Origin of the sequence: Kitasatospora sp. NPDC002227 (genome assembly GCF_040296285.1) — a bacterium.
GTDB lineage: Bacteria > Actinomycetota > Actinomycetes > Streptomycetales > Streptomycetaceae > Kitasatospora.
Genome location: NZ_JBEOWY010000001.1, coordinates 175,756 through 197,195 on the forward strand (window position 1 = coordinate 175,756; position 21,440 = coordinate 197,195).

Annotated in this window: 24 protein-coding genes; 14 read left to right on the forward strand and 10 right to left on the reverse strand. The window is 73.0% G+C overall.

Annotated features, from left to right (window positions below; all coding sequences use genetic code 11):
- Positions 1 to 13 precede the first annotated feature (13 nt).
- The 5 genes from gcvPA to ABT095_RS00780 are packed head-to-tail and all read left to right on the forward strand — an operon-like array spanning position 14 to position 5,520.
- Positions 14 to 1,390, forward strand: a complete 1,377-nt coding sequence (gcvPA, locus tag ABT095_RS00760; protein WP_350527052.1) for an aminomethyl-transferring glycine dehydrogenase subunit GcvPA — start codon at positions 14 to 16, stop codon at positions 1,388 to 1,390.
- Entirely contained in the window at positions 1,387 to 2,955 is a 1,569-nt protein-coding gene (gene gcvPB / locus ABT095_RS00765; protein WP_350527053.1) for an aminomethyl-transferring glycine dehydrogenase subunit GcvPB, read from the forward strand. The genes gcvPA and gcvPB overlap by 4 nt, the downstream gene beginning before the upstream one ends.
- Positions 2,952 to 4,073 carry an ATP-NAD kinase family protein gene (locus ABT095_RS00770; RefSeq protein ID WP_350527054.1) on the forward strand — a complete coding sequence of 374 codons (1,122 nt, stop codon included), beginning with the start codon at positions 2,952 to 2,954 and terminating at the stop codon, positions 4,071 to 4,073. Before gcvPB ends, ABT095_RS00770 begins: the two co-directional genes overlap by 4 nt.
- Positions 4,074 to 4,090: 17 nt before the next feature.
- Positions 4,091 to 4,837 carry an SDR family NAD(P)-dependent oxidoreductase gene (locus ABT095_RS00775; protein ID WP_350527055.1) on the forward strand — a complete coding sequence of 249 codons (747 nt, stop codon included), beginning with the start codon at positions 4,091 to 4,093 and terminating at the stop codon, positions 4,835 to 4,837.
- Positions 4,838 to 4,878: 41 nt separating this feature from the next.
- A complete protein-coding gene (locus ABT095_RS00780; RefSeq protein ID WP_350527056.1) occupies positions 4,879 to 5,520 on the forward strand; it encodes a GntR family transcriptional regulator in 642 nt (213 codons plus the stop codon).
- A 2-nt stretch (positions 5,521 to 5,522) separates the two neighbouring features.
- On the opposite strand, the gene ABT095_RS00785 is transcribed toward ABT095_RS00780, so the two are convergent.
- Complete coding sequence (locus ABT095_RS00785) at positions 5,523 to 5,852, reverse strand: deoxyxylulose-5-phosphate synthase (protein WP_350527057.1); 330 nt, start codon at positions 5,850 to 5,852, stop codon at positions 5,523 to 5,525.
- 55 nt (positions 5,853 to 5,907) lie between these two features.
- On the reverse strand, positions 5,908 to 6,633 hold the full coding sequence (locus ABT095_RS00790; RefSeq protein ID WP_350527058.1) for a leucine-rich repeat domain-containing protein: 726 nt from the start codon (positions 6,631 to 6,633) through the stop codon (positions 5,908 to 5,910).
- 118 nt (positions 6,634 to 6,751) lie between these two features.
- Between ABT095_RS00790 and ABT095_RS00795 the strand changes: the two genes are divergently transcribed.
- Together ABT095_RS00795 and ABT095_RS00800 are read left to right on the forward strand one after the other, a co-directional pair.
- Positions 6,752 to 7,402 carry a hypothetical protein gene (locus ABT095_RS00795; protein ID WP_350527059.1) on the forward strand — a complete coding sequence of 217 codons (651 nt, stop codon included), beginning with the start codon at positions 6,752 to 6,754 and terminating at the stop codon, positions 7,400 to 7,402.
- 86 nt (positions 7,403 to 7,488) lie between these two features.
- The gene (locus ABT095_RS00800) at positions 7,489 to 7,887 is read left to right on the forward strand and encodes a RidA family protein (protein ID WP_350527060.1); all 399 of its coding nucleotides are present in this window, start codon (positions 7,489 to 7,491) and stop codon (positions 7,885 to 7,887) included.
- Positions 7,888 to 7,994: 107 nt separating this feature from the next.
- Here ABT095_RS00800 and ABT095_RS00805 read toward each other — a convergent pair whose 3' ends face one another.
- A complete protein-coding gene (locus tag ABT095_RS00805; RefSeq protein ID WP_502884775.1) occupies positions 7,995 to 9,203 on the reverse strand; it encodes an MFS transporter in 1,209 nt (402 codons plus the stop codon).
- Between the two features lie 108 nt (positions 9,204 to 9,311).
- On the opposite strand from ABT095_RS00805, the gene ABT095_RS00810 reads away from it, so the two are divergent.
- From ABT095_RS00810 to ABT095_RS00820, 3 genes are all read left to right on the forward strand, one after another.
- Positions 9,312 to 9,827, forward strand: coding sequence for an ArsR/SmtB family transcription factor (locus tag ABT095_RS00810; protein WP_350527062.1), 516 nt, complete (start codon positions 9,312 to 9,314; stop codon positions 9,825 to 9,827).
- Positions 9,828 to 9,992: 165 nt separating this feature from the next.
- Positions 9,993 to 11,006, forward strand: a complete 1,014-nt coding sequence (locus tag ABT095_RS00815) for an ATP-binding protein (RefSeq protein WP_350527063.1) — start codon at positions 9,993 to 9,995, stop codon at positions 11,004 to 11,006.
- A gap of 12 nt (positions 11,007 to 11,018) precedes the next feature.
- Entirely contained in the window at positions 11,019 to 11,318 is a 300-nt protein-coding gene (locus tag ABT095_RS00820; protein WP_350527064.1) for a hypothetical protein, read from the forward strand.
- 89 nt (positions 11,319 to 11,407) lie between these two features.
- Here the strand turns inward: ABT095_RS00820 and ABT095_RS00825 are convergent, their stop codons facing one another.
- On the reverse strand, positions 11,408 to 12,169 hold the full coding sequence (locus ABT095_RS00825; protein ID WP_350527065.1) for a glucose 1-dehydrogenase: 762 nt from the start codon (positions 12,167 to 12,169) through the stop codon (positions 11,408 to 11,410).
- Positions 12,170 to 12,395: 226 nt separating this feature from the next.
- Between ABT095_RS00825 and ABT095_RS00830 the strand changes: the two genes are divergently transcribed.
- The gene (locus tag ABT095_RS00830) at positions 12,396 to 12,647 is read left to right on the forward strand and encodes a hypothetical protein (RefSeq protein WP_350527066.1); all 252 of its coding nucleotides are present in this window, start codon (positions 12,396 to 12,398) and stop codon (positions 12,645 to 12,647) included.
- 127 nt (positions 12,648 to 12,774) lie between these two features.
- Positions 12,775 to 13,170, forward strand: coding sequence for a DUF4258 domain-containing protein (locus ABT095_RS00835; RefSeq protein ID WP_350527067.1), 396 nt, complete (start codon positions 12,775 to 12,777; stop codon positions 13,168 to 13,170).
- Positions 13,171 to 13,201: 31 nt separating this feature from the next.
- Here ABT095_RS00835 and ABT095_RS00840 read toward each other — a convergent pair whose 3' ends face one another.
- Genes ABT095_RS00840 through ABT095_RS00855 form a run of 4 tightly spaced genes read right to left on the reverse strand, consistent with a single transcriptional unit; the run spans position 13,202 to position 17,228 of the window.
- A complete protein-coding gene (locus ABT095_RS00840) occupies positions 13,202 to 13,993 on the reverse strand; it encodes an ABC transporter permease (RefSeq protein WP_502884785.1) in 792 nt (263 codons plus the stop codon).
- 51 nt (positions 13,994 to 14,044) lie between these two features.
- Positions 14,045 to 14,947, reverse strand: a complete 903-nt coding sequence (locus tag ABT095_RS00845; RefSeq protein WP_350527268.1) for an ABC transporter permease — start codon at positions 14,945 to 14,947, stop codon at positions 14,045 to 14,047.
- 2 nt (positions 14,948 to 14,949) lie between these two features.
- Complete coding sequence (locus ABT095_RS00850) at positions 14,950 to 16,134, reverse strand: ABC transporter substrate-binding protein (protein WP_350527069.1); 1,185 nt, start codon at positions 16,132 to 16,134, stop codon at positions 14,950 to 14,952.
- 32 nt (positions 16,135 to 16,166) lie between these two features.
- Positions 16,167 to 17,228, reverse strand: coding sequence for an ABC transporter ATP-binding protein (locus tag ABT095_RS00855; RefSeq protein ID WP_350527070.1), 1,062 nt, complete (start codon positions 17,226 to 17,228; stop codon positions 16,167 to 16,169).
- A gap of 140 nt (positions 17,229 to 17,368) precedes the next feature.
- On the opposite strand from ABT095_RS00855, the gene ABT095_RS00860 reads away from it, so the two are divergent.
- Complete coding sequence (locus tag ABT095_RS00860; RefSeq protein WP_350527071.1) at positions 17,369 to 18,853, forward strand: PucR family transcriptional regulator; 1,485 nt, start codon at positions 17,369 to 17,371, stop codon at positions 18,851 to 18,853.
- A gap of 177 nt (positions 18,854 to 19,030) precedes the next feature.
- The gene (locus ABT095_RS00865) at positions 19,031 to 19,804 is read left to right on the forward strand and encodes a maleylpyruvate isomerase family mycothiol-dependent enzyme (protein ID WP_350527072.1); all 774 of its coding nucleotides are present in this window, start codon (positions 19,031 to 19,033) and stop codon (positions 19,802 to 19,804) included.
- Positions 19,805 to 19,861: 57 nt separating this feature from the next.
- Here the strand turns inward: ABT095_RS00865 and ABT095_RS00870 are convergent, their stop codons facing one another.
- On the reverse strand, positions 19,862 to 20,509 hold the full coding sequence (locus tag ABT095_RS00870) for a dihydrofolate reductase family protein (protein WP_350527073.1): 648 nt from the start codon (positions 20,507 to 20,509) through the stop codon (positions 19,862 to 19,864).
- 75 nt (positions 20,510 to 20,584) lie between these two features.
- Positions 20,585 to 21,298 carry an IclR family transcriptional regulator gene (locus ABT095_RS00875; RefSeq protein WP_350527074.1) on the reverse strand — a complete coding sequence of 238 codons (714 nt, stop codon included), beginning with the start codon at positions 21,296 to 21,298 and terminating at the stop codon, positions 20,585 to 20,587.
- Positions 21,299 to 21,440 lie beyond the last annotated feature (142 nt).

The following is a 21,440-nucleotide window of genomic DNA, read 5'->3' on the forward strand; positions in this document are numbered from 1 at the left end:
AGAGAGCGGGAAGATGACCTCCACCGGACCATCCGTTCATCCCTACGTCCCCAACTCCGTCCCGGCCGTCCGGGCCGCCATGCTGGCCGCCGTCGGGGCGGAGAGCGTCGAGGACTTCTACGCGGACATCCCGGCCGCGCTGCGGCTCGGCCGACCGCTCGACCTCCCGGCCCCGCTCCGCTCGGAGGCCGAACTCGTGCGGCACATGCGGGAGTTGCTCGGCCGCAATACCAGCACCCGGCAGGCGCTGAGCTTCCTCGGTGCGGGCTGCTACCCGCACCACGTCCCCGCCGTGGTGGACGAGATCGTGAACCGCAGCGAATTCCTCACCGCCTACGCCGGGGAGCCCTACGAGGACCACGGCCGGTTCCAGGCGCTCTGGGAGTACCAGTCGCTGATGGCCGAGCTGCTGGCCGCCGACATCGTCAACGTGCCCACGTACGACGGCTTCCAGGCCGCCGCCACCGCGCTGCGGATGGCCGCCCGGTACACCGGCCGACGCCACGTGGTGGTCGCCACCGCGACCGACCCGGACAAGCTCGCCAAGCTCGCCGACTACCTGCGCCCGGACCACCGGCTCACCGTGCTGCCCGTCGACCCCGCCACCGGCCGGGCCGACCTCGGCGCCGTCCGGGCCGCGCTCACCACCGACACCGCCGCCCTGTACGCCGACGCGCCCTCCTACCTGGGCATCGTCGACCCCGCCCTGCCCGAACTCGCCGAGCTGGCCCATGCGGTGGGCGCCCTCTACGTGGTCGGCTGCAACCCGGCGAGCCTCGGCGTGCTCAGCCCTCCCAGCACCTACGGCGCCGACCTCACCTGCGGGGACCTCCAACCGCTCGGCCTGCCGATGAGTTTCGGCGGCAGCCACGCCGGCTTCATCGGCAGCCGCGACGAGGAGCGCCTGGTCGCCGAGTACCCCTCCCGCCTGTTCGGCCTGGTCCCCACCGAGGTGCCCGGCGAGCTCGGCTTCGGCGACGTCGCCTACGGGCGGACCTCCTTCGCCGTCCGCGAGGAGGGCAAGGAGTGGGTCGGCACCGCGGCCGCGCTGCACGGCATCGCCGCCGGCGTCCACCTCGCACTGATGGGCCCGGCCGGGATGCGCGAGCTGGGCGAGAACGTGGCCGCCACCACCGCCTACGCGGTTCGCCGCCTCGGCGAGGTGGCGAACGTCGAAGCCCCGTACGCCGGTTCGGTGCACTTCGCGGACTTCTGCCTGCGCTTCACCGGCTCGCTCGGCGCCGCCGAGGTGGGCCGCGAACTCCTCGCCCGGGGCATCTTCGGCGGTAGGCCGCTGAACGCCACCGACGCGCTCTACTGCGTCACCGAGACGCACACCAAGGCCGACATCGACCACCTCGCCGAGACCTTGCAGGAGATCGCCAAGTGACCGAGGGACTGATCGCTCCGAAGCCCGCGCTGCGCCGCTTCCAGCAGGCCCGCTGGGACGAGCCCGCGATCTTCGACCTGCACACCCCCGGCTCGCGCGGCGTCCTGGTGCCGCTGCCCGACCCGGAGATGTCGGTCGGCGACCCGCTCGCCGCACTGCCCGCCGCACTGCGCCGCGCCGAACCTCCCGGCCTGCCCGAACTCTCCCAACTCCACGTACTGCGCCACTACTTGCGCCTCTCCCAGGAGAACCTGGGTGTGGATCTCAACATCGACGTCGGCCAGGGCACCTGCACCATGAAGTACAGCCCCAAGGTCAACGACACCTTCGTCCGCGACCCCGCCGTGGCGGCGCTGCACCCCCTGCAGGACGAGTCCACCGTCCAGGGCGTCCTCGAGCTGATCCACCGGCTCCAGCGGATGATCGCCGAGATTTCCGGGATGGACCAGGTGAGCCTGCAGCCCGGAGCCGGCTCGGCCGCCATCTGGACCAACGTCGCGATGATCCGGGCCTACTTCGCCGCCCGGGGCGAGGCGGCGCAGCGAGACGAGATCATCACCACCGTCTTCTCCCACCCCTCCAACGCCGCCTGCGCGGCGACGGCGGGCTTCCGCGTGATCACCCTGCACCCGGACGCGGACGGCTACCCCTCGCTGGCGGCGCTGCGCGCCGCCGTCGGCCCGCGCACCGCCGCGCTGCTGATCACCAATCCCGAGGACACCGGGATCTACAACCCCCGGATCGCCGAGTTCGTGGCGCTGGTCCATGAGGCGGGCGGGCTGGCCGCCTACGACCAGGCCAACGCCAACGGCATCCTCGGCATCACCCGGGCCCGCGAGGCCGGCTTCGACCTGTGCCACTTCAACCTGCACAAGACCTTCTCCACCCCGCACGCCTGCGGCGGCCCGGCCGCCGGAGCCTGCGCCGTCACCGAGGCGCTCGCCCCTTACCTCCCGCGCCCCGTTGTCGGGTTCGACGGCGAGCGGTACTTCCTCGACGACGACCGGCCCGAGTCGATCGGCAAGATCCGCCCCTTCTACGGCGTGGTGCCGAACCTGGTCCGCGCCTACGCCTGGATCATGTCGCTCGGCGCCGAGGGCCTGCGCACCGCCGCCGAGACTGCCGTGCTGAACAACAACTACCTGATGCACCAGGTGAGTCGGATCCGCGGCGTGTCAGTCCCGTACGCCGCCGGGCGGCCCCGGCTGGAGCAGGTCCGCTACAGCTGGGAGCAGCTGGCGGCCGACACCGGGGTGCACAGCGAGGAGATCGGCTACCGCGCCGCCGACTTCGGCACCCACTACTGGACCAGCCACCACCCGTACGTGGTGCCGGAGCCGATGACGTTGGAGCCCACCGAGTCCTACTCCCGCGCGGATCTGGACGAGTACGCGGCCGTCCTCGCCGAGATCTCCCGTGAGGCCTACGAGGAGCCGGAGACCGTCCGCACCGCGCCGCACCGCGCCGCCGTGCACCGCGTCCGGCACGAGACCCTGGACGACCCCGACCGCTGGGCCGTCACCTGGCGGGCCTATCGCCGCAAGATCCTTGGCGAGCAGGTATGACGGCTCTGGTCGGTCTCGTCGTCAACCCCGTCGCCGGGGTCGGCGGCGCGGTCGGGCTCAAGGGGAGCGACGGTGAGACCACCCAGCGGCGGGCCCACCGGCTCGGGGCGGTGCCCCGGGCCGGGGAGCGGGCCGCGCTCGCCCTGGCCGAGCTGGCCGCCCGGCACCCGGAGGAGCTGCGGCTGCTCACCGCCGACGGCCCGATGGGCGCCGAGGCGGCGCTGGTCGCCGGGTTCCGTCCGCAGCTGGTGCACCGGCCCGGCCGCCGCACCTCGGCCTGGGACACCACCGCCACCGTCCGCGCCCTGCGCCGGGCGGGCGTGCGGCTGCTGCTGTTCGCCGGCGGCGACGGCACCGCCCGCGACGTACTCGCGGCCGAGCCCGGCTGCCCGGTGATCGGCGTGCCCACCGGGGTGAAGATGCACTCGGCGGTCTTCGCCGTCCATCCGCGCGCGGCCGGGGAGACGGCGGCGGCCCACCTCAGCTCCGGGCTGCCCGTCCACCCGCGCGAGGTGGTCGACCTGGACGAGGAGGCGCTGCGCCGGGGCCGCCTCGGCGCCCGCTTGCACGGCCACCTCCCGGTGCCCGAGCTGCCGCTGCGCATCCAGCAGCGCAAGACCGGCGCCACCACGCCCGACCCGGCCGCCCTCGGCGGGATCGCCGCCGAGCTGCGCACCTTCCTGCCGCCCGGCGAGCTGCTCGTGCTCGGTCCGGGCTCGACCACCCACCAGGTGGCCGCCGCGCTCGGCGCCGAGACCACCCTGCTCGGGGTGGATCTGCTCCGCCGCGAGGGCGCGGGCCTGCAGCCCCTCGCCACCGACCTCGGGGAGCGCGAGCTCCTCGACCGGCTGGCCGGCCGCTCCGCGTGGCTGGCCCTCTCCCCCACCGGCGGGCAGGGCTTCCTGCTCGGCCGGGGCAACCAGCAGCTCTCGCCCGCCGTGCTGCGTTCGGCCGGGCGGTCCCGGCTGCTGGTGCTCGCCACCGAGGCCAAGCTCGCCGCCCTGCGCGGACGCCCGCTGCACCTCGACACCGGCGACCCGGCACTGGACGCCGAACTCTCCGGCCACCACCAGGTGATCACCGGCTTCCGCCGCCGCGCCCTCTACCCCGCCTACTGAACCCCTCTGGAGCTACCGTGATCGACCTCTCCGGCCGCCGTGCCATCGTCACCGGCGCCGCCTCCGGCATCGGCCGCGCCACCGCCGAGCTGTTCGCCGAGCTCGGCGCCGCCGTGGTGCTCGCCGATGTGGACACCGACCGGGGCGAGCAGGCCGCGAAGGAGCTCGGCGCCACCTTCGTGCTCTGCGACGTCTCCCGCCGCGAGGACTGCGCCCGGCTGGTGGCCGCCGCCGTCGAGCTGCACGGCGGGGTGGACGTGCTGTTCAACAACGCGGGCATCATCCGCCGCTCGACGGTCTGCGAGATCACCGACGAGGACTGGGACTTGGTGATGGCCGTCAACGTCCGCTCGATCATGGTGCTCAGCGGCCTGGTCATCCCGCTGATGGCCGCGCAAGGCGGCGGCAGCATCGTCAACACCGGCTCCGGCTGGGGCATCAAGGGCGGCGCCCGCGCCGCCTCCTACTGTGCCTCCAAGGGCGCGGTGGTCAACCTGACCAGGGCGATGGCCATCGACCACGGTCCGGACAACATCCGGGTCAACTGCGTCTGCCCCGGCGACACCGCGACCGGCATGCTGGCCGAGGAGGCCCGCCAGCTCGGCGAGAGCGTGGCCGCCTTCTACACCGATGCCGCCGACCGCCCGCTCGGCCGGATCGGCCAACCACTGGACATCGCCCGCACGGTGGCCTTCCTCGCCAGCGACGCGGCCGCCTTCGTCAGCGGCGCCGTGATCGCGGTGGACGGCGCCGGCACCGCCTGAGCGATACTGGGCGCGGCTTTTGAGGGAGAGGGAGCAGCACCATGCCGATCGAGCGGCGTCCCCTGCGCGAGCAGGTCAAGGACGAACTCCTGGAGCGCCTGGCCAGAGGCGAGTTCACCGCCGGTGAGCCGATCAACGAAGTGCACCTGGCGGCCGAGCTCGGCGTCAGCCGCACGCCCTTGCGCGAGGCGATGATCTCCCTCGAACGCGAGGGCATCATCACCAGCGAGCGTGGCAAGGGCTTCCGCTTCGCGTTGCTGAGCGCCCAGGAGTTCCGTGACCTCACCACCATCGTGGCCGCCATGGAGTCCCTCGCCCTGGAGCTCTCCGACCCCGCCCACCTGCGCGCCATCGCCCCCCGGCTGCTCGCCGAGGCCCGCGCCTTCAGCGCCGAGCAGGCCCCGTACGACGTGATAGAGCGTTACGACGACGCCTGGCACGACCTGCTGCTCTCCGGCTGCCGCAACGAGCGCCTGATGGACTTGATCACCTCCCTCAAGCTCACCATGCACCGCTACGAACGCCTGGTAGTCGGCGACCAGGACGTCCTGGAGCGCACCGCCGCCGAGCACGAACGCATCGCCGAATGCCTGCTCACCGAGGGCGTCCCGGCCGCCGTCCTGGCCCTGCGCGACAACTGGACCAGCGGCATGGAACGCATCCTGGAGCGTCTGGAGGGCTGACCCTACGGCACCTCGGGGCTCACCAGGGCCCGCTCGAACGGCACGCCCGTCCGGCGCGCGTACGCCATCCGCTCGCGCACCTCGCCGAGGGTGCGCGGGCGGTAGCCCGGCCCGCAGCAGCAGCCCGTGTGGAAGCGGATGCCCGCGTTCAGCAGCACGGACAGCGTCCGCCAGGCGGCGGTGTCCCGCCGCCGCGGCGCGGCGAAGGCGGATCCGACGTGGATCAGCCCGCCGGCGCAGCGCGGGCAGCGCCGCTCCTGGCCTCCCATGAAGCCCTGCTTGTAGGAGGCCCGGCAGGGCAGACAGACGTAGGAGGTCTTCCCTGTTCCCATGGCGGTCAGCGTAGGGCCGGCCCGGTTCGCGGTCGACCGGTTTTCCGCGCCCGCCTCACCGCAGGACGACACACCCGCGTGCCTCGAGCTCCGCGAGCAGCCGCCGGGAGGGCTCGCACGGGTTCCACCGCAGGTCGAGCTTCTCCAGCGCGGGCATCCGCGCCACCCAGTCGGGCACCTCGGTGATGCCGTTGCTCCGCAGGTCCAGCTGGCGCAGCAGCGGCAGGCGGGCCAGCACCTCCGGGATCGCGGTGAGCGCGTTCTCCCGCAGCTCCAGCTGCCGCAGCTGCGCCAACTCGCCGAAGGCGGACGGCAGGCCGCTCAACCGGTTGCCGCGCAGCCACAGCTCCCGCAGCTTCCGCAGGCCCCCGATCCCGGCCGGCAGCTCGCGCAGCCTGCCGTACTGGGCCCGCAGCTCGACCAGCTCGCCGAGGCGGCCGATGCTTTCGGGCAGCGCGGTCAGCGGGTTCTCGCCGACGTTCAGGTACCGCAGCCGCGTCAGCCCGCCCAAGGACTCGGGCAGCTCAGCCAGGCGGTTGTCGTGCAGGTACAGACACCCGCTGAGCCCGGCCAGCCCGCCCAGCGCCTCCGGCAGCTCGGTGAGCCGGTTGTGCCCGAGGTCGAGGGTGACCAGCTCCGTCAGCCGCCCGATCCGGTCGGAGAGCCGGGCCAGCCCGTTGTCCGCCAGGATCAGCACCTGGAGCCCGGCGCGGCTCCAGACCTCCTCGGGCACCTCCCCCAGCTGCTCACGCCAGAGGTTGAGTGTCGTCCCCGTCGCCATGCCCTGCTCCCCGTTCACCCGTGCGGCCCTCCCCGGCGGAAAACCACGCCGGGGAGCGGCGCCGACCATGCCACACTCGGACACCACCTGGCCACCGACCTGTAACCGGAACAGCCCGTTGAAACTGCCCGTCACCATCCATCAGGCCCGCCTCGGCGCGTCGGAGTTCAAGGTCATCCGCCCGGCCCGGCCACTGCGCCACGCCGCGCTCCTCGACCACGACCGGTACCTGGACTGCTACCTCGACCAGGACGCCGCCCGGTGCATCGGTGCCCTCTGGGCCCTCGCCGCCACCTCCCCCCGGGCACTGATCCACCTGCCGATGCGGACCAACCGGCTACCCTCGGCGACCCTGTCGGCGGCCGACGGCCGCCCGCTGGACCTGCTGCTGCTCCACCACACCCTCCAGTTCGCCCCGGCCCGCTGGAAGGAGCTCCGCGCCCGCCTCGGCCCGGGCCGGCCGAGGACCGTCACGCTCCAAGCCCCACCCGCCGTCGACTCCATCGACTTCGAGGCCCGCCACCACCGCGAGAACCGCGATGTGTTCCACCAGCACCTGCACGCCGAAACGCTCTTCATGACCGGCAGCGCGAAGCTCTTCCGGGAGACCGCCCGCCACTTCCTCGACCTCGCCCAGGACGGCCCCGGCCACGCCGCCGCCCACCCGAGCTCCTCGCACTTCTGCACGGAGTTCCACGGCACCGACGGCACCCTCGCCCCCACCGCCCGCCAGCTCCACATCGAGTACTGCGAGGAATGGCCCGACTGACCGGGCCGTCCATACCCGTGGAGATATCAGCTGGTACCCGAAGCCGTATTGGACGTATCGCCGCAGGCCCGCCTAGCGTTCCCCGCATGACAGCGACAGAGCGGCAAGCGATCCTCAGCGGTTCCACCTTCGAGGAGCAGATCGGCTACGCCCGCGCGGTGGTGGACGGCGACCAGGTGTACGTGTCCGGCACCACCGGCTTCGACTACGCGACCATGACGATCGCCGAGGGCGTCGTGGCCCAGGCCGAGCAGTGCCTGCGCAACATCGGCGCGGCCCTGGCGGAGGCGGGGTGCGGCTTCGGCGACGTCGTACGGGTGCGCTACCTGCTGCCGGAGCGCGCGGACTTCGAGCCGTGCTGGCCCGTGCTGCGCCGGTACTTCGGCGACGTCCGCCCGGCGGCCACCATGATGGTGTGCGGGCTGGCCGACCCCAGGATGCGGATCGAGATCGAGGTGGACGCCCGCCGGCCCAGGCCGAACTGACCAGCCCTTACCGGGACGGACCTCTCCAGCCGCCACTGCCCCCTGGCTCGTCTCCCACGGCCTGGTCCCCGAACCCGGCCCCCGCGGCGCCACTGCCTGACCCGCGGTCAGGCGGCCTGCGTCTCGGCCGCCCGCCGCCGGGCCAGCAGACCCGCGGCGGCCAGCGCGAGGGCTCCGGCCAGTACCGTCTGGACGCGGTAGTCCATCGTCGCCACCAGCCCGGTGCCCAGCAGCATCGCGAGCCCGGTCGGGGCGAAGACCAGCGTCCCGGCCGTGCCGGCCACCCGGCCGAGCAGCCCGCCCGGGGTCTCGCGCTGCACGGCGGTGAACGCGGCGATGATCGGCCAGGGCAGCCCGATCCCGACCGCCAGGCTCCCGGCCAGCACCACCGGCAGGTACGGGGTGGCCCTGGCCAGCACCCCGAGCGCGAACAGCGCCACCCCCACCGCGACGAAGACCCGCTCCGGCATCCGCCGCAGCAGCGCGCCCGCCACCACGCCGCCGGCCATCGAGCCGACCCCCTGCAGCGCCGTCAGCACGCCCGCGAAGGCCGCCGCCCGGTGCAGGCCGTGGTCGAGCAGAGCAAACGTGGCGGTGCTGCTCAGGCCGGAGGCCACCATCGCCGTCGCGGCCGTGAGCACCAGCGGCCGCAGCACCGGGTGCCGCCACAGGTAGCGGGCACCCTCGGCCGTCTCGGCCCGCCAGTCCGGCCGCCCGGCGCGCTCCGGCGGGGCCTCCTGCACCCGGATCAGCCGGAAGGCGAGGGCGGCGAGCACGAAGCTGGCGGCGTCCAGCGCGGCCACCGCCGGGCCGCCGAAGGCGGTGTACAGCCCGGCACCCGCCAGCGGCGCGACCAGTTTGGAGCTCTCCATCGCGGTGCGGACCAGCCCGTTGAAGTCGCCGCGCAACTCCTCGCGGACGGCGGCGGTGACCAGCGCCGTCTCGGCGCTGTCGGTCAGCACCGTCCCCACCCCGACCACGGTGAGCACCCCGAGCAGCACCCACAGCACGGCCGGCTCCGGTGCCACGGCCGGGGCGAGCAGCACGACGGCCAGCGCCAGGTTGACGCCGACCAGCAGCGGCTGGCGCCGCACCCGGTCGGCGAAGGTGCCGACCACCGGCCCGGCGAGCGTGGGCAGCCAGACGCAGAACCCGGCCAGCGCGGCCAGGCTGTCCGAGCCGGTCACCGCCTTGATCCAGATCCCGGCGGCCAGGGCCATCGCGGAGTCCCCGAAGCCGGAGACCACCACCCCACCCAGGTAGAGCCCCGTGTTGCGCTCCCGCAACACCTTGACGAGGTGCCAGTTCACACCCATCCCCCGTTCGATTCGTGGAGCCGTCACACTACCCCCAATCATTTGCTTGGGGGTAGCCCTTCGTGATCACTCCCGAGCCGCCGCCGGCCCATGCGGTTTACTGGCCCGGTGACCGAAACCGACCCCGTGCTGCGTGCGCTCGCCCACCCGCTCCGGCTCCGGATCCTCACCCTGATCTGGCCCGCGCCGATGTCCGCCGCCGAACTCGCCCGCGAGCTGGGCGTCTCGCACGCCCTCGCCAGCCAGCACCTGCGGCGGCTGGACGCCGTCGGCCTGGTCGAGCTCGCCGAGGAGCGGGTCGTCCGGGGCGGCCGCGAGCGCCGGTACCTCGCGGTACGCGGCACCCCCCTCTCCGACCAGCACCAGGGCTCCCAGCTCCTCGCCGAGACGATGGCGAACACGCTGCGCGAGCGCGTCGCCCGCCGGGCACCCGACAGCACCGGCGTCACCGTCGACGCCGAACTCTGGCTCGACCCCGAGCTGTGGGAGAGCGCCCGCACGCGCCTTGCGGCCCTCGCCGTCGAACTCCACGAAGCCGCCCGGCCCGTCCGCACCCCGGGCACCACCCCGGTCAGCCTCAGCCTGATGGCCTTCCCCCTCCAGGACACCCCACCCTCGAGCTGACCACCCGCCCAGGCATGAAGTCTCTGTGTCGAACCGGCCCGCACCCACGGCCACTTGTTGACGCCCACCCGCCCCGACGGCTGGGATGAACTGCCGAAGGTCCGGCTCAGCCCACTCGGCGCCGAGCCGGCCGGGGGAGTCCGCAGCCGGCAGGGAGGACGGGGCATGGCCGACACGGGGGCACACCACAGCACCGGGGCCGCGCTCCGCGCAGGCTTCCTGCGTACCGCCGCCGCACTCCTGGCCCAGCACAACTCCCTGCTGCTGCACGGCCCCACCGGGATCGGCCGCACCACCGTCGCCCGTACCCTCGCCGCCCGCTCCGGCTGGGCCGTGCTGCGCTGCGCACCCGCCTCCTCGGAGTCCCACCTCCCGTACGTCGGTCTGGTCGACCTCTTCGACGGCCTGCCCGCCCCCGCGCACCTCCCACCCGAGCAGCGGGCCCGCCAACTCGCCTTCGCCCGGCCCGAGCCCGAGCCCGAGGAGACGCTCGCCAACTCCCTCGCCACCGCGGCCGAGCACGCCGACGACTCCGCGACCGCCTACGAACTCGCCGCGCTCGCGGCCGACCGCACCCCCGCCACCCCCGTGGTGGTCGGCGCGGGCGGCGGCACCACCGACCTCTCGGGCGAGGACGAGGTCGAGCTGGACATCGAGGTCGTGCAGGCGCTCGCCCCGGGCGCCGCGATCAAGGTGTACGAGGCGCCGAACTCGGACGCCGGGGAGACGGCCGTCTATGCCAAGCTGGTCAGCGACAACGTGCCGGTCATCTCCATCAGTTGGGGCATCTACGAAGCCGGGGAGACCGCGAGCAACCGGGTGGCGGTGGACACCGACCTCAATGAGGCGGCCGCCCAGGGCCAGTCCGTCACTGGCCGGCACCTCGGCCTACTCCTCGGCCTTCCACGACGTCACCAGCGGCAGCAACGGCGCCTACCAGGCCGGCGCGAAGTACGACAAGGTCACCGGCCGGGGCAGCTACAACGGCGCCAACTTCCTGAAGGCCCAGCTCGGCTGAGCGCCCTCACCACCAACGGCCCCGACCGGTCACCAGATAGATCAAATTCACTTGAGCTGATGACAATCGGCCCCATAAGTGCTGAAATGAATCCGGGCACCGACCACCACACCGGTACACCGCGGCCGCCCCTCCCGCTCCCCGAGGCCGGCCACTCCTGAAAGGTCATCACCATGACCCTGCTCCACCGCGTGCTCGGCACCTCGACCGCCGTCGGCGCCCTGCTTCTGACCGGAGCCGCGCTCCCGGCGACCGCCTCGGCCGCCACCACGGCGACCTTCACCGGCCACGCGTTCGGCCCGAACAGCTTCTGGGCGGTCAACGGCGCGACCGGCGCCGCCGACGTCAGTGCCCGGAACGCGGGCTTCGACTACCCCACCCAGTGCCAGGTCGTCTCCAGCACCAGCGCCCCGGTCAACTGGGCGCAGACCACCTGGGAGGCCTACGTCACCCTCCGGTGCACCGCCGCCTGACACACTGACCGCCCCTCCCGAGAACCAACCGTATGTGGGGGAGCCCGGCCGCGTGGACCACACCCACGTGGCCGGGCCTATTCCGGCCGTCAGGCGGTCGCGCCACCGTCCACCACCAGGTCGTGCCCGACCACGAAGCTCGCCTCCGCCGAGGCCAGCCACAGGACGGTCGCCACCACCTCGTCCGTCGTCCCGACCCGGCCGATCGGCACCGCCGAGGCCAGCCGCTCGGCCCGGCCGTCCGCCGTCTCGCCCGGGCGCAGCGACATGGTGGTGTCGGTCGCGCCCGGACTCACCGCGTTGATCCGGATGTTGTCCTTGATGTGGTCGAGCGCCGCGACCTTCGTCAGGGTGCTCACCGCCGCCTTCGAGGCGGCGTACGCGGCCAGGCCGGGGCGGCGGCCGTGCGCGCCGATGTTGGAGGCGGTGTTGACGATGGCTCCGCCGCCGTGCTCGCGCATGTGCCGGATCTGGTACTGCATGCTCAGCAGGACGCCGGTCAGATTCACGTCCAGAACCGACTGCCACATCGTCAGGTCGAGGTCCGCGACCGGCGCCGGGCGGCCGAGGATGCCCGCGTTGTTGTGCGCGACGTGCAGCCCGCCGTGCCGCTCCACCACCGCCTGCACCAGCCGCTCCATGTCCTCGGCCCGGCTCACGTCCGCCACCACCGAGTCGGCGACGCCCCCGTCCTCCTTCACCAGCCGGACGGTCTCCTCGATCGACTCCGCCCGCGCCCCGGCGGCCACCACCACGGCCCCTTCCCGCGCGAACGCCCGCGCGCTGGCGCGGCCGATCCCCGCCCCCGCCCCGGTGACCACAACGACCTTCCCGGCGAACCGACCACTCATCACAACCCGCTCCTCGAGCTCGTCCCCACAACCTGCCAACACCAGGGGGCACCCGAACCACCCGTGCGCCCCCCGGCTCACTTCCACCCTAGAGGACCGCACCGATCACTTCAGCTGACGAAGACCTGTTGCCCCGTCATGTCAGTTGCTACAGTCCCGGCTTGCCGAGAACCGGCACCGAACGGACCGCATGCACCCGCTCCACCGACCGAGACGGAGAACAGTCATGACGTCACTTCCCCGCCGCATCGCCGCCGTGTCCCTGACCGCCGCCACCCTGCTCGCCCTCGCGGGCGTCACCACCACCGCCTCGGCCGCCAGCGGCTACTTCGTCGGCACCGGCCAGGACTCCTACACCGCCCGCCAGTCCGCCTACAGCCAGGCCCACGCCGCCGGGTACACCAACGCCCAGTGCGACCTGGACGTGCAGACGCTCGCCCCGCACTTCTGGCAGGCCACCCTGACCTGCATCAGCTGACCACGCGCTCGGCCCGGCCAAGTCGGCCGGGCCGTAGACGTTCCGCAGATCACGCGTGGATCGCCGCCGACCATCCTCTTCCCCAGCGGCAGAAAGCCGCGGAACCAACCCGGAAGAGGAAACCCCCGTGATCAAGCCGAACCGTCTTCGCCTCGCCGCAGTCGCCGCGGTCACCGCCGGACTGGCCCTGCTCTCCGGCCCCGCGCTCGCCGCGACACCGGGCCTCGCGCGCCCGGCCGTCCGCTGCGACTTCGACTGCACGGCAACGACGAACTGTCACACCGACCCCCAGGCGCCGACCTACGCCCCCTACCTCTCCGACCACGCACTGGACCGGATGAACGGACGTCAGGTCACCCGGGACGAGATCGACGGCGTGATGCGGAACATCAGGCCCTTCTGCCAGGACAACGGCAACTGGCACTACATCGCGGAGAAGGCCGAAGGCCAGTTGCACGTCATCGTCGGCTGGAGCGAGTACAGGAGCGACTGGATCATCGTCACCGTCTACTGGGGGTCGTAACCGGACCGCCCGGTAGCCCGGGCCGGCATGCTCACCGTCCACCGCCCGCACGCCGGTCCGTCCCCGGCAGGGCGGGGGCGGAGAGCCGCTGGGCCAGGTACACCGGGACCACGGAGAGCAGGACCAGCAGCGCCGCGACCACGTTCACCACCGGTGCCTGGTTCGGCCGGGCGAGGTTGGCGTAGATCCACACCGGCAGGGTCTGCACGCCGGGCCCGGCGGTGAAGGTGGTCACCACGATCTCGTCGAAGGAGAGCGCGAAGGCCAGCAGGCCGCCCGCGAGGAGGGCGGACCGGACGGCCGGGAAGGTGACGTACCGGAAGGTCTGGAAGGTGTGGGCGCCGAGGTCGGCCGAGGCCTCCTCCGCCGAGGGGGAGAGCCGGCGCAGCCGGGCGATGACGTTGTTGAAGACCACCACGATGCAGAACGTGGCGTGCCCCACGATCACGGTGAGCAGGCCGAAGCCGATCCCTGCCGGGCCCAGCACCGTCCGGAAGGCCGCGTTGAGCGCGATGCCGGTGACGATGCCGGGCAGCGCGATCGGAAGGACGACCAGGAACGACACCGCCTGCCGCCCGAAGAAGCGGTACCGCTGGACGGCGAAGGCGGTCATCGTACCGAGCACCAGCGCCACCGCCGTCGCCCCGGCGCCCGCCTGCAGCGAGGTGAGCAGGGCGCTGCGGGCACCCTCCGACTCCCAGGCTCGGGACCACCACTCGGTGGTGAGACCGGTCGGCGGCCAGGCGAAGGAGCGGTCCCGGTTGAAGGAGTTGAGCAGCACGAGCAGCAGCGGCAGGTAGATCACCGCGAGGCCCGCGGCCATGGCCGCCCGCAGGGCGATCCGGGTGCGCCGGGAGAAGGTCACGGTGGCCCCTTAGAGGGAGTCCAGGGCGCCGGAGCGGCGCACGGCGAGCAGGTAGCCGACGATCATCAGGACCGGTACGCAGGACAGCGCGGCCGCCAGCGGCAGGTTGAGCGTCACGTTGTCGGCGATCGCGGTGCCGAGCACCTGGGTCTTGCCGCCGACGATCCGCACCGCGATGTAGTCGCCCAGGCTGAGCGAGAAGGTGAAGACCGACCCGGCGAACACCGAGGGCAGGGTGAGCGGCAGCACCACCGAACGGAACGTCCGCCCGGCCGAGGCGCCCAGGTCGGCGGAGGCGTCGAGGAGGTTGGCCGGCAGGTTCTCAAGGCCCGCGTGGATCGGCAGGATCATGTACGGCAGCCACAGGTAGGCGAGGACCACGATCACCGCCGCCGTGCCGTACCCGGGGCTGGACACCCCGAACGGCTTGCCCGCCCAGTCGAGCACGCCGCCCTGGCTGAAGATGACCCGCCAGGCGTACGCCTTGACCAGGTAGCTGGCCCAGAGCGGGGTCAGCACGGCGACCACCAGCAGCTTGCGGGTGCGTGGCCGGGCGATCCGGGCCATGTAGAAGGCCATCGGGAAGGCCACCAGGGCGTCGATCACGGTGACGGCCGCCGCGATGCCGAGGGTGCGCAGCGCGATCGCCCGGTAGACCGGCTCGGTGAACACGGTGGTGAAGTTGGCGGTGTTCCAGACCTGGACGACGTTGTAGGTGAAGTCGTCGATGGTCCAGAAGGCGGAGAGCAGCAGCACGGCGAGCGAGCCCAGGTAGGCGAGCACCAGCCAGGCCATCGGCGCCGCCAGCAGCAGTGCGAGCCGCAGCCGGGCGTGCCGGTGCAGCGCCGAGGCCAGGGAACGGACACCGCCCCGCCGCACCAGCGGCGACGGGGCGGCCAGGTCGGGGGCCATCATCAGCCCTTGATCTCGGTCCACGCGGCCGTCCAGGCGGCGTAGTCGGTGCAGACCGTGCCCCGGCCGTCCAGGCAGTTCTTGACCGGGGTGGTCCAGTAGTAGACGTTCTTCCAGTACGCGTCGTCCGCGGCGTGGAAGGTGGCGCAGAACTTCTTGTCCGAGGTCAGGTCGCAGGCCTTGGCGTTGGACGGCGCCTCGCCGAACCACTCGGCGACCTGGGCGTTCACCTTCGGCGAGACGATCCAGTTCATCCACTGGTAGGCGCAGTCGGGGTGCGCCGCCTTCGCCGAGACCATCCAGGTGTCCGACCAGCCGGTGGCGCCCTCCTTGGGCAGCACCGCCTGCACCGGCGCCTTGTCGGTCTGCGCCATGTTGGCGATCACCTGCCAGGTGGTGCCGACCACGCTGTCGCCGGTCTTGAAGGAGTTCTCCGACTTCTGGTAGTCGCTCCAGTACTCGCCGACCGCCTTGTGCTGGGTCTTCAAGAGCTCGACGGCCGCCTTCAGTTGGGCGTCGTCCAGGGCGTAGGGGTTCTTGATGCCCAGCTCGGCCTTGGTCTTCATCAGGTACAGCGCGGCGTCGGCGAGGTAGATCGGCGAATCGTAGGCGGTGACGTGGCCGGCGTACTTCGAGGCGCCGTCGAAGACCACGCTCCAGGAGTCCGGCGCCGGGGAGACCTTGTCGGTGCGGTACATCAGCAGGTTGGCGCCGCGGCCGTGCGGGATGCCGTACATCTGGCCGTTCACCGAGTTCCACGGCTGGTTCTTCAGGCCTGGGTAGATGTCCGCGTAGTTCGCCACCAGCGAGGTGTTGACCGGCGCGACGTCCCCGGCCGCGATCAGCCGCAGGGTCGCGTCCCCGGAGGCCGAGACGGCGTCGTACTGGCCGGTCTTCATCAGCGAGACCATCTCGTCCGACGTCCCGGCGATCTTCGTGTTGACCTTGCAGCCGGTCTGCTGCTCGAAGGGGTGGACCCAGTCGACGTCCTTGTCGTCCGCCCCGTCCTCGGCGTACCCGGCCCAGGCGACCAGGTTCACCTGGCCCTCCCCGGTGCCCAGGGTCTGGAGCATCGGCAGCTTCGGCGGCGTCAGGCTGTGGCCGGCCCCGGCGGTCGGAGCGGCGCTGCTGCAGCCTGCGGCGAGCAGCGCCGCGGCCACGGCGGCGGCGATCGAGCGGATACGCATGCGAGTTGGTCCGTTCTCGAGGGAAGTGGGTGTCAGGAGCCGACGCGGACGGTGTGCCCCCGCTGCCAGGCGAGGACGACCTCGGCGCCGCGGTGGCGCTGGACGTCGGCCGAGCCCTCCTCCAGGTTCTGCCGGACGGCGGTGAGCCGGCCGCCCGCCGTCAGGTCGACCAGGAAGCGGGTGTGGCCGCCCGCGTAGACCACCTCGGCCACCCGCCCGGTCGCGGAGAGCTCGTCGGGGCCGGCCGGGTCGTCCGGGTGAGCTATCCGGATCTTCTCCGGCCGGATGCTGAACAGGCCGCTCTCCCCGACGACTTGCTCGGCCGCCTGGCCGTCGAGCAGGTTGGAGGTGCCGACGAAGCCGGCCACGAACGCGGTGGCCGGGTGCTCGTACACCTCGGCGGGCGGTCCGACCTGTTCGATCCGCCCGGCGTTGAACACCGCGACCCGGTCGGCCATGGTGAGCGCCTCGTCCTGGTCGTGGGTGACGAACACGAAGGTGATCCCCACCTCGCGCTGGATCTGCTTGAGCTCCACCTGCATCTCGTGCCGCAGCTTCAGGTCGAGCGCCCCCAGCGGCTCGTCGAGCAGCAGCACCTTCGGCCGGTTCACCAACGCCCGTGCCAGCGCCACCCGTTGACGCTGGCCGCCGGATAGCTGCGCGGGGCGCCGCCGCTCGAAGCCGTCGAGGCGGACCATCGCGAGCGCCGCCCGCACCCGCTCGGCCCGCTCGGCCTTGGGCACCTTGCGCACCATCAGGCCGTAGCCGACGTTCTGTTCGATCGTCATGTGCGGGAAGAGCGCGTAGTCCTGGAACACCGTGTTGACGTCCCGGTCGAACGGCGCGAGCGCGGTGACATCGGTGCCGCCGAGCAGGATCCGGCCCGAGCTCGGCGCCTCGAAGCCGGCGATCATGCGCAGCACCGTGGTCTTCCCGGAGCCGGACGGCCCGAGCATCGCGAAGAACTCGCCCTCGCCGATCTCCAGGTCCACCCCGTCGACCGCGCGGACCTGGCCGTCGAAGCTCTTCGCCAGGCCTTCGAGCCGGATCGCGCCGGGTCCGGCGGCCTCAGACCGGCGGTCTTCGTTCGTCAACTCCGCGTACCCCTCGGGTCGTTCCCTCCGCCGTGACCGACGGCTCGGCACCTCGAACCCTAGGGAAGACCGGCTCCCGCCGGCCATGGACACCCGCACGGTCTTCCGCCGGTGAGTTGTGCGGCGCTACAGTCCCGCGCATGCCCGTAGCTCTGCGTGATCTGCTCCAGGACCAGGCCCTCGGCCTGCGGCTGTGCACCGGCCCGGCCGGCCTCGACCGCGTCGTACGGTGGGTCGCGGTGACCGAACTGGCCGATCCGACCCCGTGGATGACGGGTGGCGAGCTGCTCCTCACCACCGGCCTGCGCCAGCGCACCGCCGCCGCCCAGGCCGGCTTCGTCCGCCAGGTGGCGGCCGCGGGCGCCTCCGGCATCGGCTTCGGCACCGGGCTGAGCCACACCGCCGTGCCGCGGGCCACGGTGGCCGAGGCCGAGCGGGCGGGCCTGGCGGTGCTCGAAGTCCCTTACGAGACACCGTTCATCGCGGTCAACCGGCTGGTGGCGGAGCGGATCGCGGCCGAGGACCACAGTGCGCAGCGGCGGCTGGTGGACCAGCACGACCTGCTGGTCCAGGCCCTGCTGTCCGGCGAGGGGCTGACCGCGCTGCTGCGGGTGCTGCACCGGGCCAGTGGCTCCGAGGCGGCGGTGGTCGACCGGCACGGCGTGGTGCTGGCCGCCGTCCCGGAGCGGCGGGACGGGCCGGGGCCCACCGGGCCGCTGCGGCTGCCCGTCCAGGTGGACGGGGCCCTCGCGGGTCACCTGTGCCTGCGCTCGGCCGGGCCGGCGGCGGAGGTGCTGCCGTACGCGGTGCGGCTGATCGGCCTGGAGCTGGCCCGCCGTCAGGCGCACCTGGCCGGGCGGCGGGAGCTGGTCGGCCAGGTGGTGGAGGACATCGTGCGGGACGTGCTCGCACCGGCGGCCGCCGAGCGCAGACTCGCCGCCTTCGGGCTCGACGCGAAGGCGGCCCACCGGGTCGTACTGGGCGCCCTGGCACCGGAGGGCGGCGACCGGGCGGCCGAGCAGCGGCTGGCCCGGCTGCCGTGGCTGGCCCCGGAGCAGGCGGACGCCCCCGAGCCGGTGCTCACGGCCGTGGTGGGCCGGTACCTGGTGGCCCTCCTCCCGCAGTCGGCGCCCGTGGAGGAGCCGGCCCGGCGGCTCGCCGGCGCGCTGGCCGGTCTCGACACCCGCGCCTCGGTCGGCATCGGCGGCTGCTACCGGGGCGTGGACGGGCTGCGCTGGAGCTGGTTCGAGGCCCAGGCGGCGCTCTCCCGGGGGCCCGGTGTCCACGCGGGCGATCCGCTGAACCTGCCGCGCCTGCTGCTCTCCAGCCCCGACCTGCCGCTCAAGCAGCTGGCCGCCGAAGTGCTGCGCCCGCTCACCCGCTTCGACGGGGCCAACAACGCCGGCCTGGTCACCACCCTGCACGCCTACCTGGCCGCCGACTGCTCCGTCCAGGCCGTCGCCGACCAGCTCTACGTCCACCGCAACACCGTCCGCTACCGCCTCGACCAGATCGAACGCCTCACCGGCCGCTCCCTGCAGTCCATGCAGGACCGCTTCCAGCTCTGGCTCGCCCTCCTCGCCGCCTACCCCGACCACGAGCCGGCCCCGGCACGCCCCGAGTGACGCCTCACCCCGCCCGAGCGGCCGGCAGCCGGCGCCACCGCGGACGCTTACCACCGGTTCGGTGTGCTGCTCGCTCATCGTCATCCCCCGCAATGTTTGACAGGGTCAACATTTGAGGCTTAGCGTCTTCAGGGTTGTTTCACGTACTGAAACATTGAGCGCCTGGAGACCACGTTCATGACCCCGCTCGACCACGGCACCGCCGTCGCCGCCGAGACCACCCGCTTCGTCGCGGCCGTCCAGCACGCCGACCCGTCGCTCCCCGTTCCCACCTGCCCGGACTGGACGCTGGCCGACCTGGTCCGGCACACCGGCAGCGCGCAGCGCTGGTTCACCGACCTGCTCGGCAAGGGCAGCCTGCAGCCGCCGACCAGCCGTGACGTCGACCTCAAGCTGCCGGAGAGCCCGGCGGAGTACCCCGCCTGGCTGGGCGAGGCCGCCGCGGAGGCCGCCGCCGTCTGGACCGGGCTCGACCTGGACGCGCCCATGTGGGCCTGGGGCGCGGACCAGCACGCCAGGTTCTGGGTCCGCCGGATGGCCTTCGAGACGCTGGTCCACCGGGTGGACGCCGAGCTCGCACTCGGCCTCCCCGCCGACATCGACCCGGCGCTCGCGGCCGACGGCGTGGCCGAGTTCCTGACCAACCTGCCCTTCGCCGCCCTCTTCGCCCCGAAGACGGCCGAGCTGCGCGCCGAGAACCGCACCATCCGCTTCGCCCGCACCGACGGCGCGGGCGACTGGCTGGTCCGCCTGCGCCCCGACAGCCTCACCCTCGAGACCTCCGAGAAGCTCTCCGAGGAGCCCGCCGAGCCCGCCGACGCCACCGTCCGCGGCACCGCCGCCGACCTGCTGCTCCTGCTCTACGGCCGCCTCGACCGCACCTCGGACCGCTTCGAGGTGCACGGCGACGACGCACTGCTGGCCCACTGGTTCGCCCACTCGGCGTTCTGACGGACCGCGGAGGCCGTCCCGCCCCAGGGACGGCCTCACCGCCGTGGCCGCCGCCCGCTACCGCCGGGTGAAGGTCAGGTGGGTGACCCCGCTGGGCGCGACGGTGGACTCCACCTCGAACCGCTCCTCCAGCCCTTCCAGCCCCTCCCACAGCCGCACTCCGCGCCCCAGCACGACCGGCACCACGGCCACGTGCATGAAGTCGATCAAGTCACCGGCCAGGAACTCCCGCACGGTGGTCGGCCCGCCGCCGATCCGTACGTCCAGCCCGCCGGCCGCCTCCCGGGCCCGCCGCAGCGCCTCCTCCGGCGGGGCGTCGACGAAGTAGAAGGTGGTGCCGCCCTCGAGCTCGATCGACGGGCGGGGGTGGTGGGTGAGGACGAAGACGGGGGTGTGGAAAGGCGGGTTGTCGCCCCACCAGCCGCGCCACTCCTCGTCCTGCCACGGCCCGCGCTGCGGGCCGAACTTGTTCCGCCCCATGATCTCGGCGCCGATGCCCTGGAACGAGCTGGCCGCGAGGGCGTCGTCGACCCCGGTGGAGCCGCCGCTCTGACCGTGGATCATCTCCCGGAAGGTCCGAGTCCCCAGCGCCCAGTCGAGCAGCCGCGAGCCCGCGTGGCCGAACGGCGCCTCCAGGCTCTGGCCGTCGCCGGTGGCGTACCCGTCCAGCGAGACCCCGAAGTTGTGCACCCGTACGCGTGACATGGAGCTCCTCCCGCAAAGCCGTGTGGTCCGCCCCACCGTATGCCGCCGGACTGACAATGCCTCAGACCCCGCCGGTCAGGCGTGGCGCAGCGCCTCGGTGAGGCGGTCGGCCGCCTCGACCACGGCCTGGGAGAGGCGGGCGCCGGGGTGGCGGGTGAGGCGCTCGATCGGGCCGGAGACGGAGACGGCGGCCACCACCCGGTGGCCCGGGCCGCGGACGGGGGCGGAGACGGAGGCGACGCCGGGTTCGCGTTCGCCGATGGACTGGGCCCAGCCGCGCCGCCGCACGCCGCTGAGGGCGGTGGCGGTGAACCTGGCCCCCTGCAGCCCCCGGTGCAGGCGCTCGGGCTCCTCCCAGGCGAGCAGGATCTGTGCGGCCGAGCCGACCTTCATCGGCAGGGTGATGCCGAGCGGGACGGTGTCCCGCAGGCCGTAGAGCCGCTCGGCGGCGGCCACGCAGATCCGCAGTTCGCCCTGGCGGCGGTAGAGCTGGGCGCTCTCGCCGGTGACGTCCCGCAGGTGGGTCAGCACCGGGCCGGCCGCCGCGAGCAGCCGGTCCTCCCCGGCGGCCGCCGAGAGCTCGGCGAGCCGGGGGCCGAGCACGAACCGGCCCTGCAGGTCCCGGCTGACCAGGCGGTGGTGCTCAAGCGCGACGGCGAGGCGGTGCGCGGTGGGCCGGGCCAGGCCGGTGGCCACCACCAGTTCGCCCAGGGTGGTGGGCCCGGACTCCAGGGTGCCGAGGATGGTGGTGACCTTGTCGAGCACGCCGACGCCGCTCGTGTTGTCCATGGACAGGTACTCCAGTCTCAAAGGCCGTACGCGGCAGTGAGGTTGCGCGCACGGCTGCTCCACGCGGGGAGCGGGGGTGGTCAGCGCGGAAGGGCCGGGGAATTCGGCCGAGGGCCTGCGCCGGGCACGAGACGGGTACGCG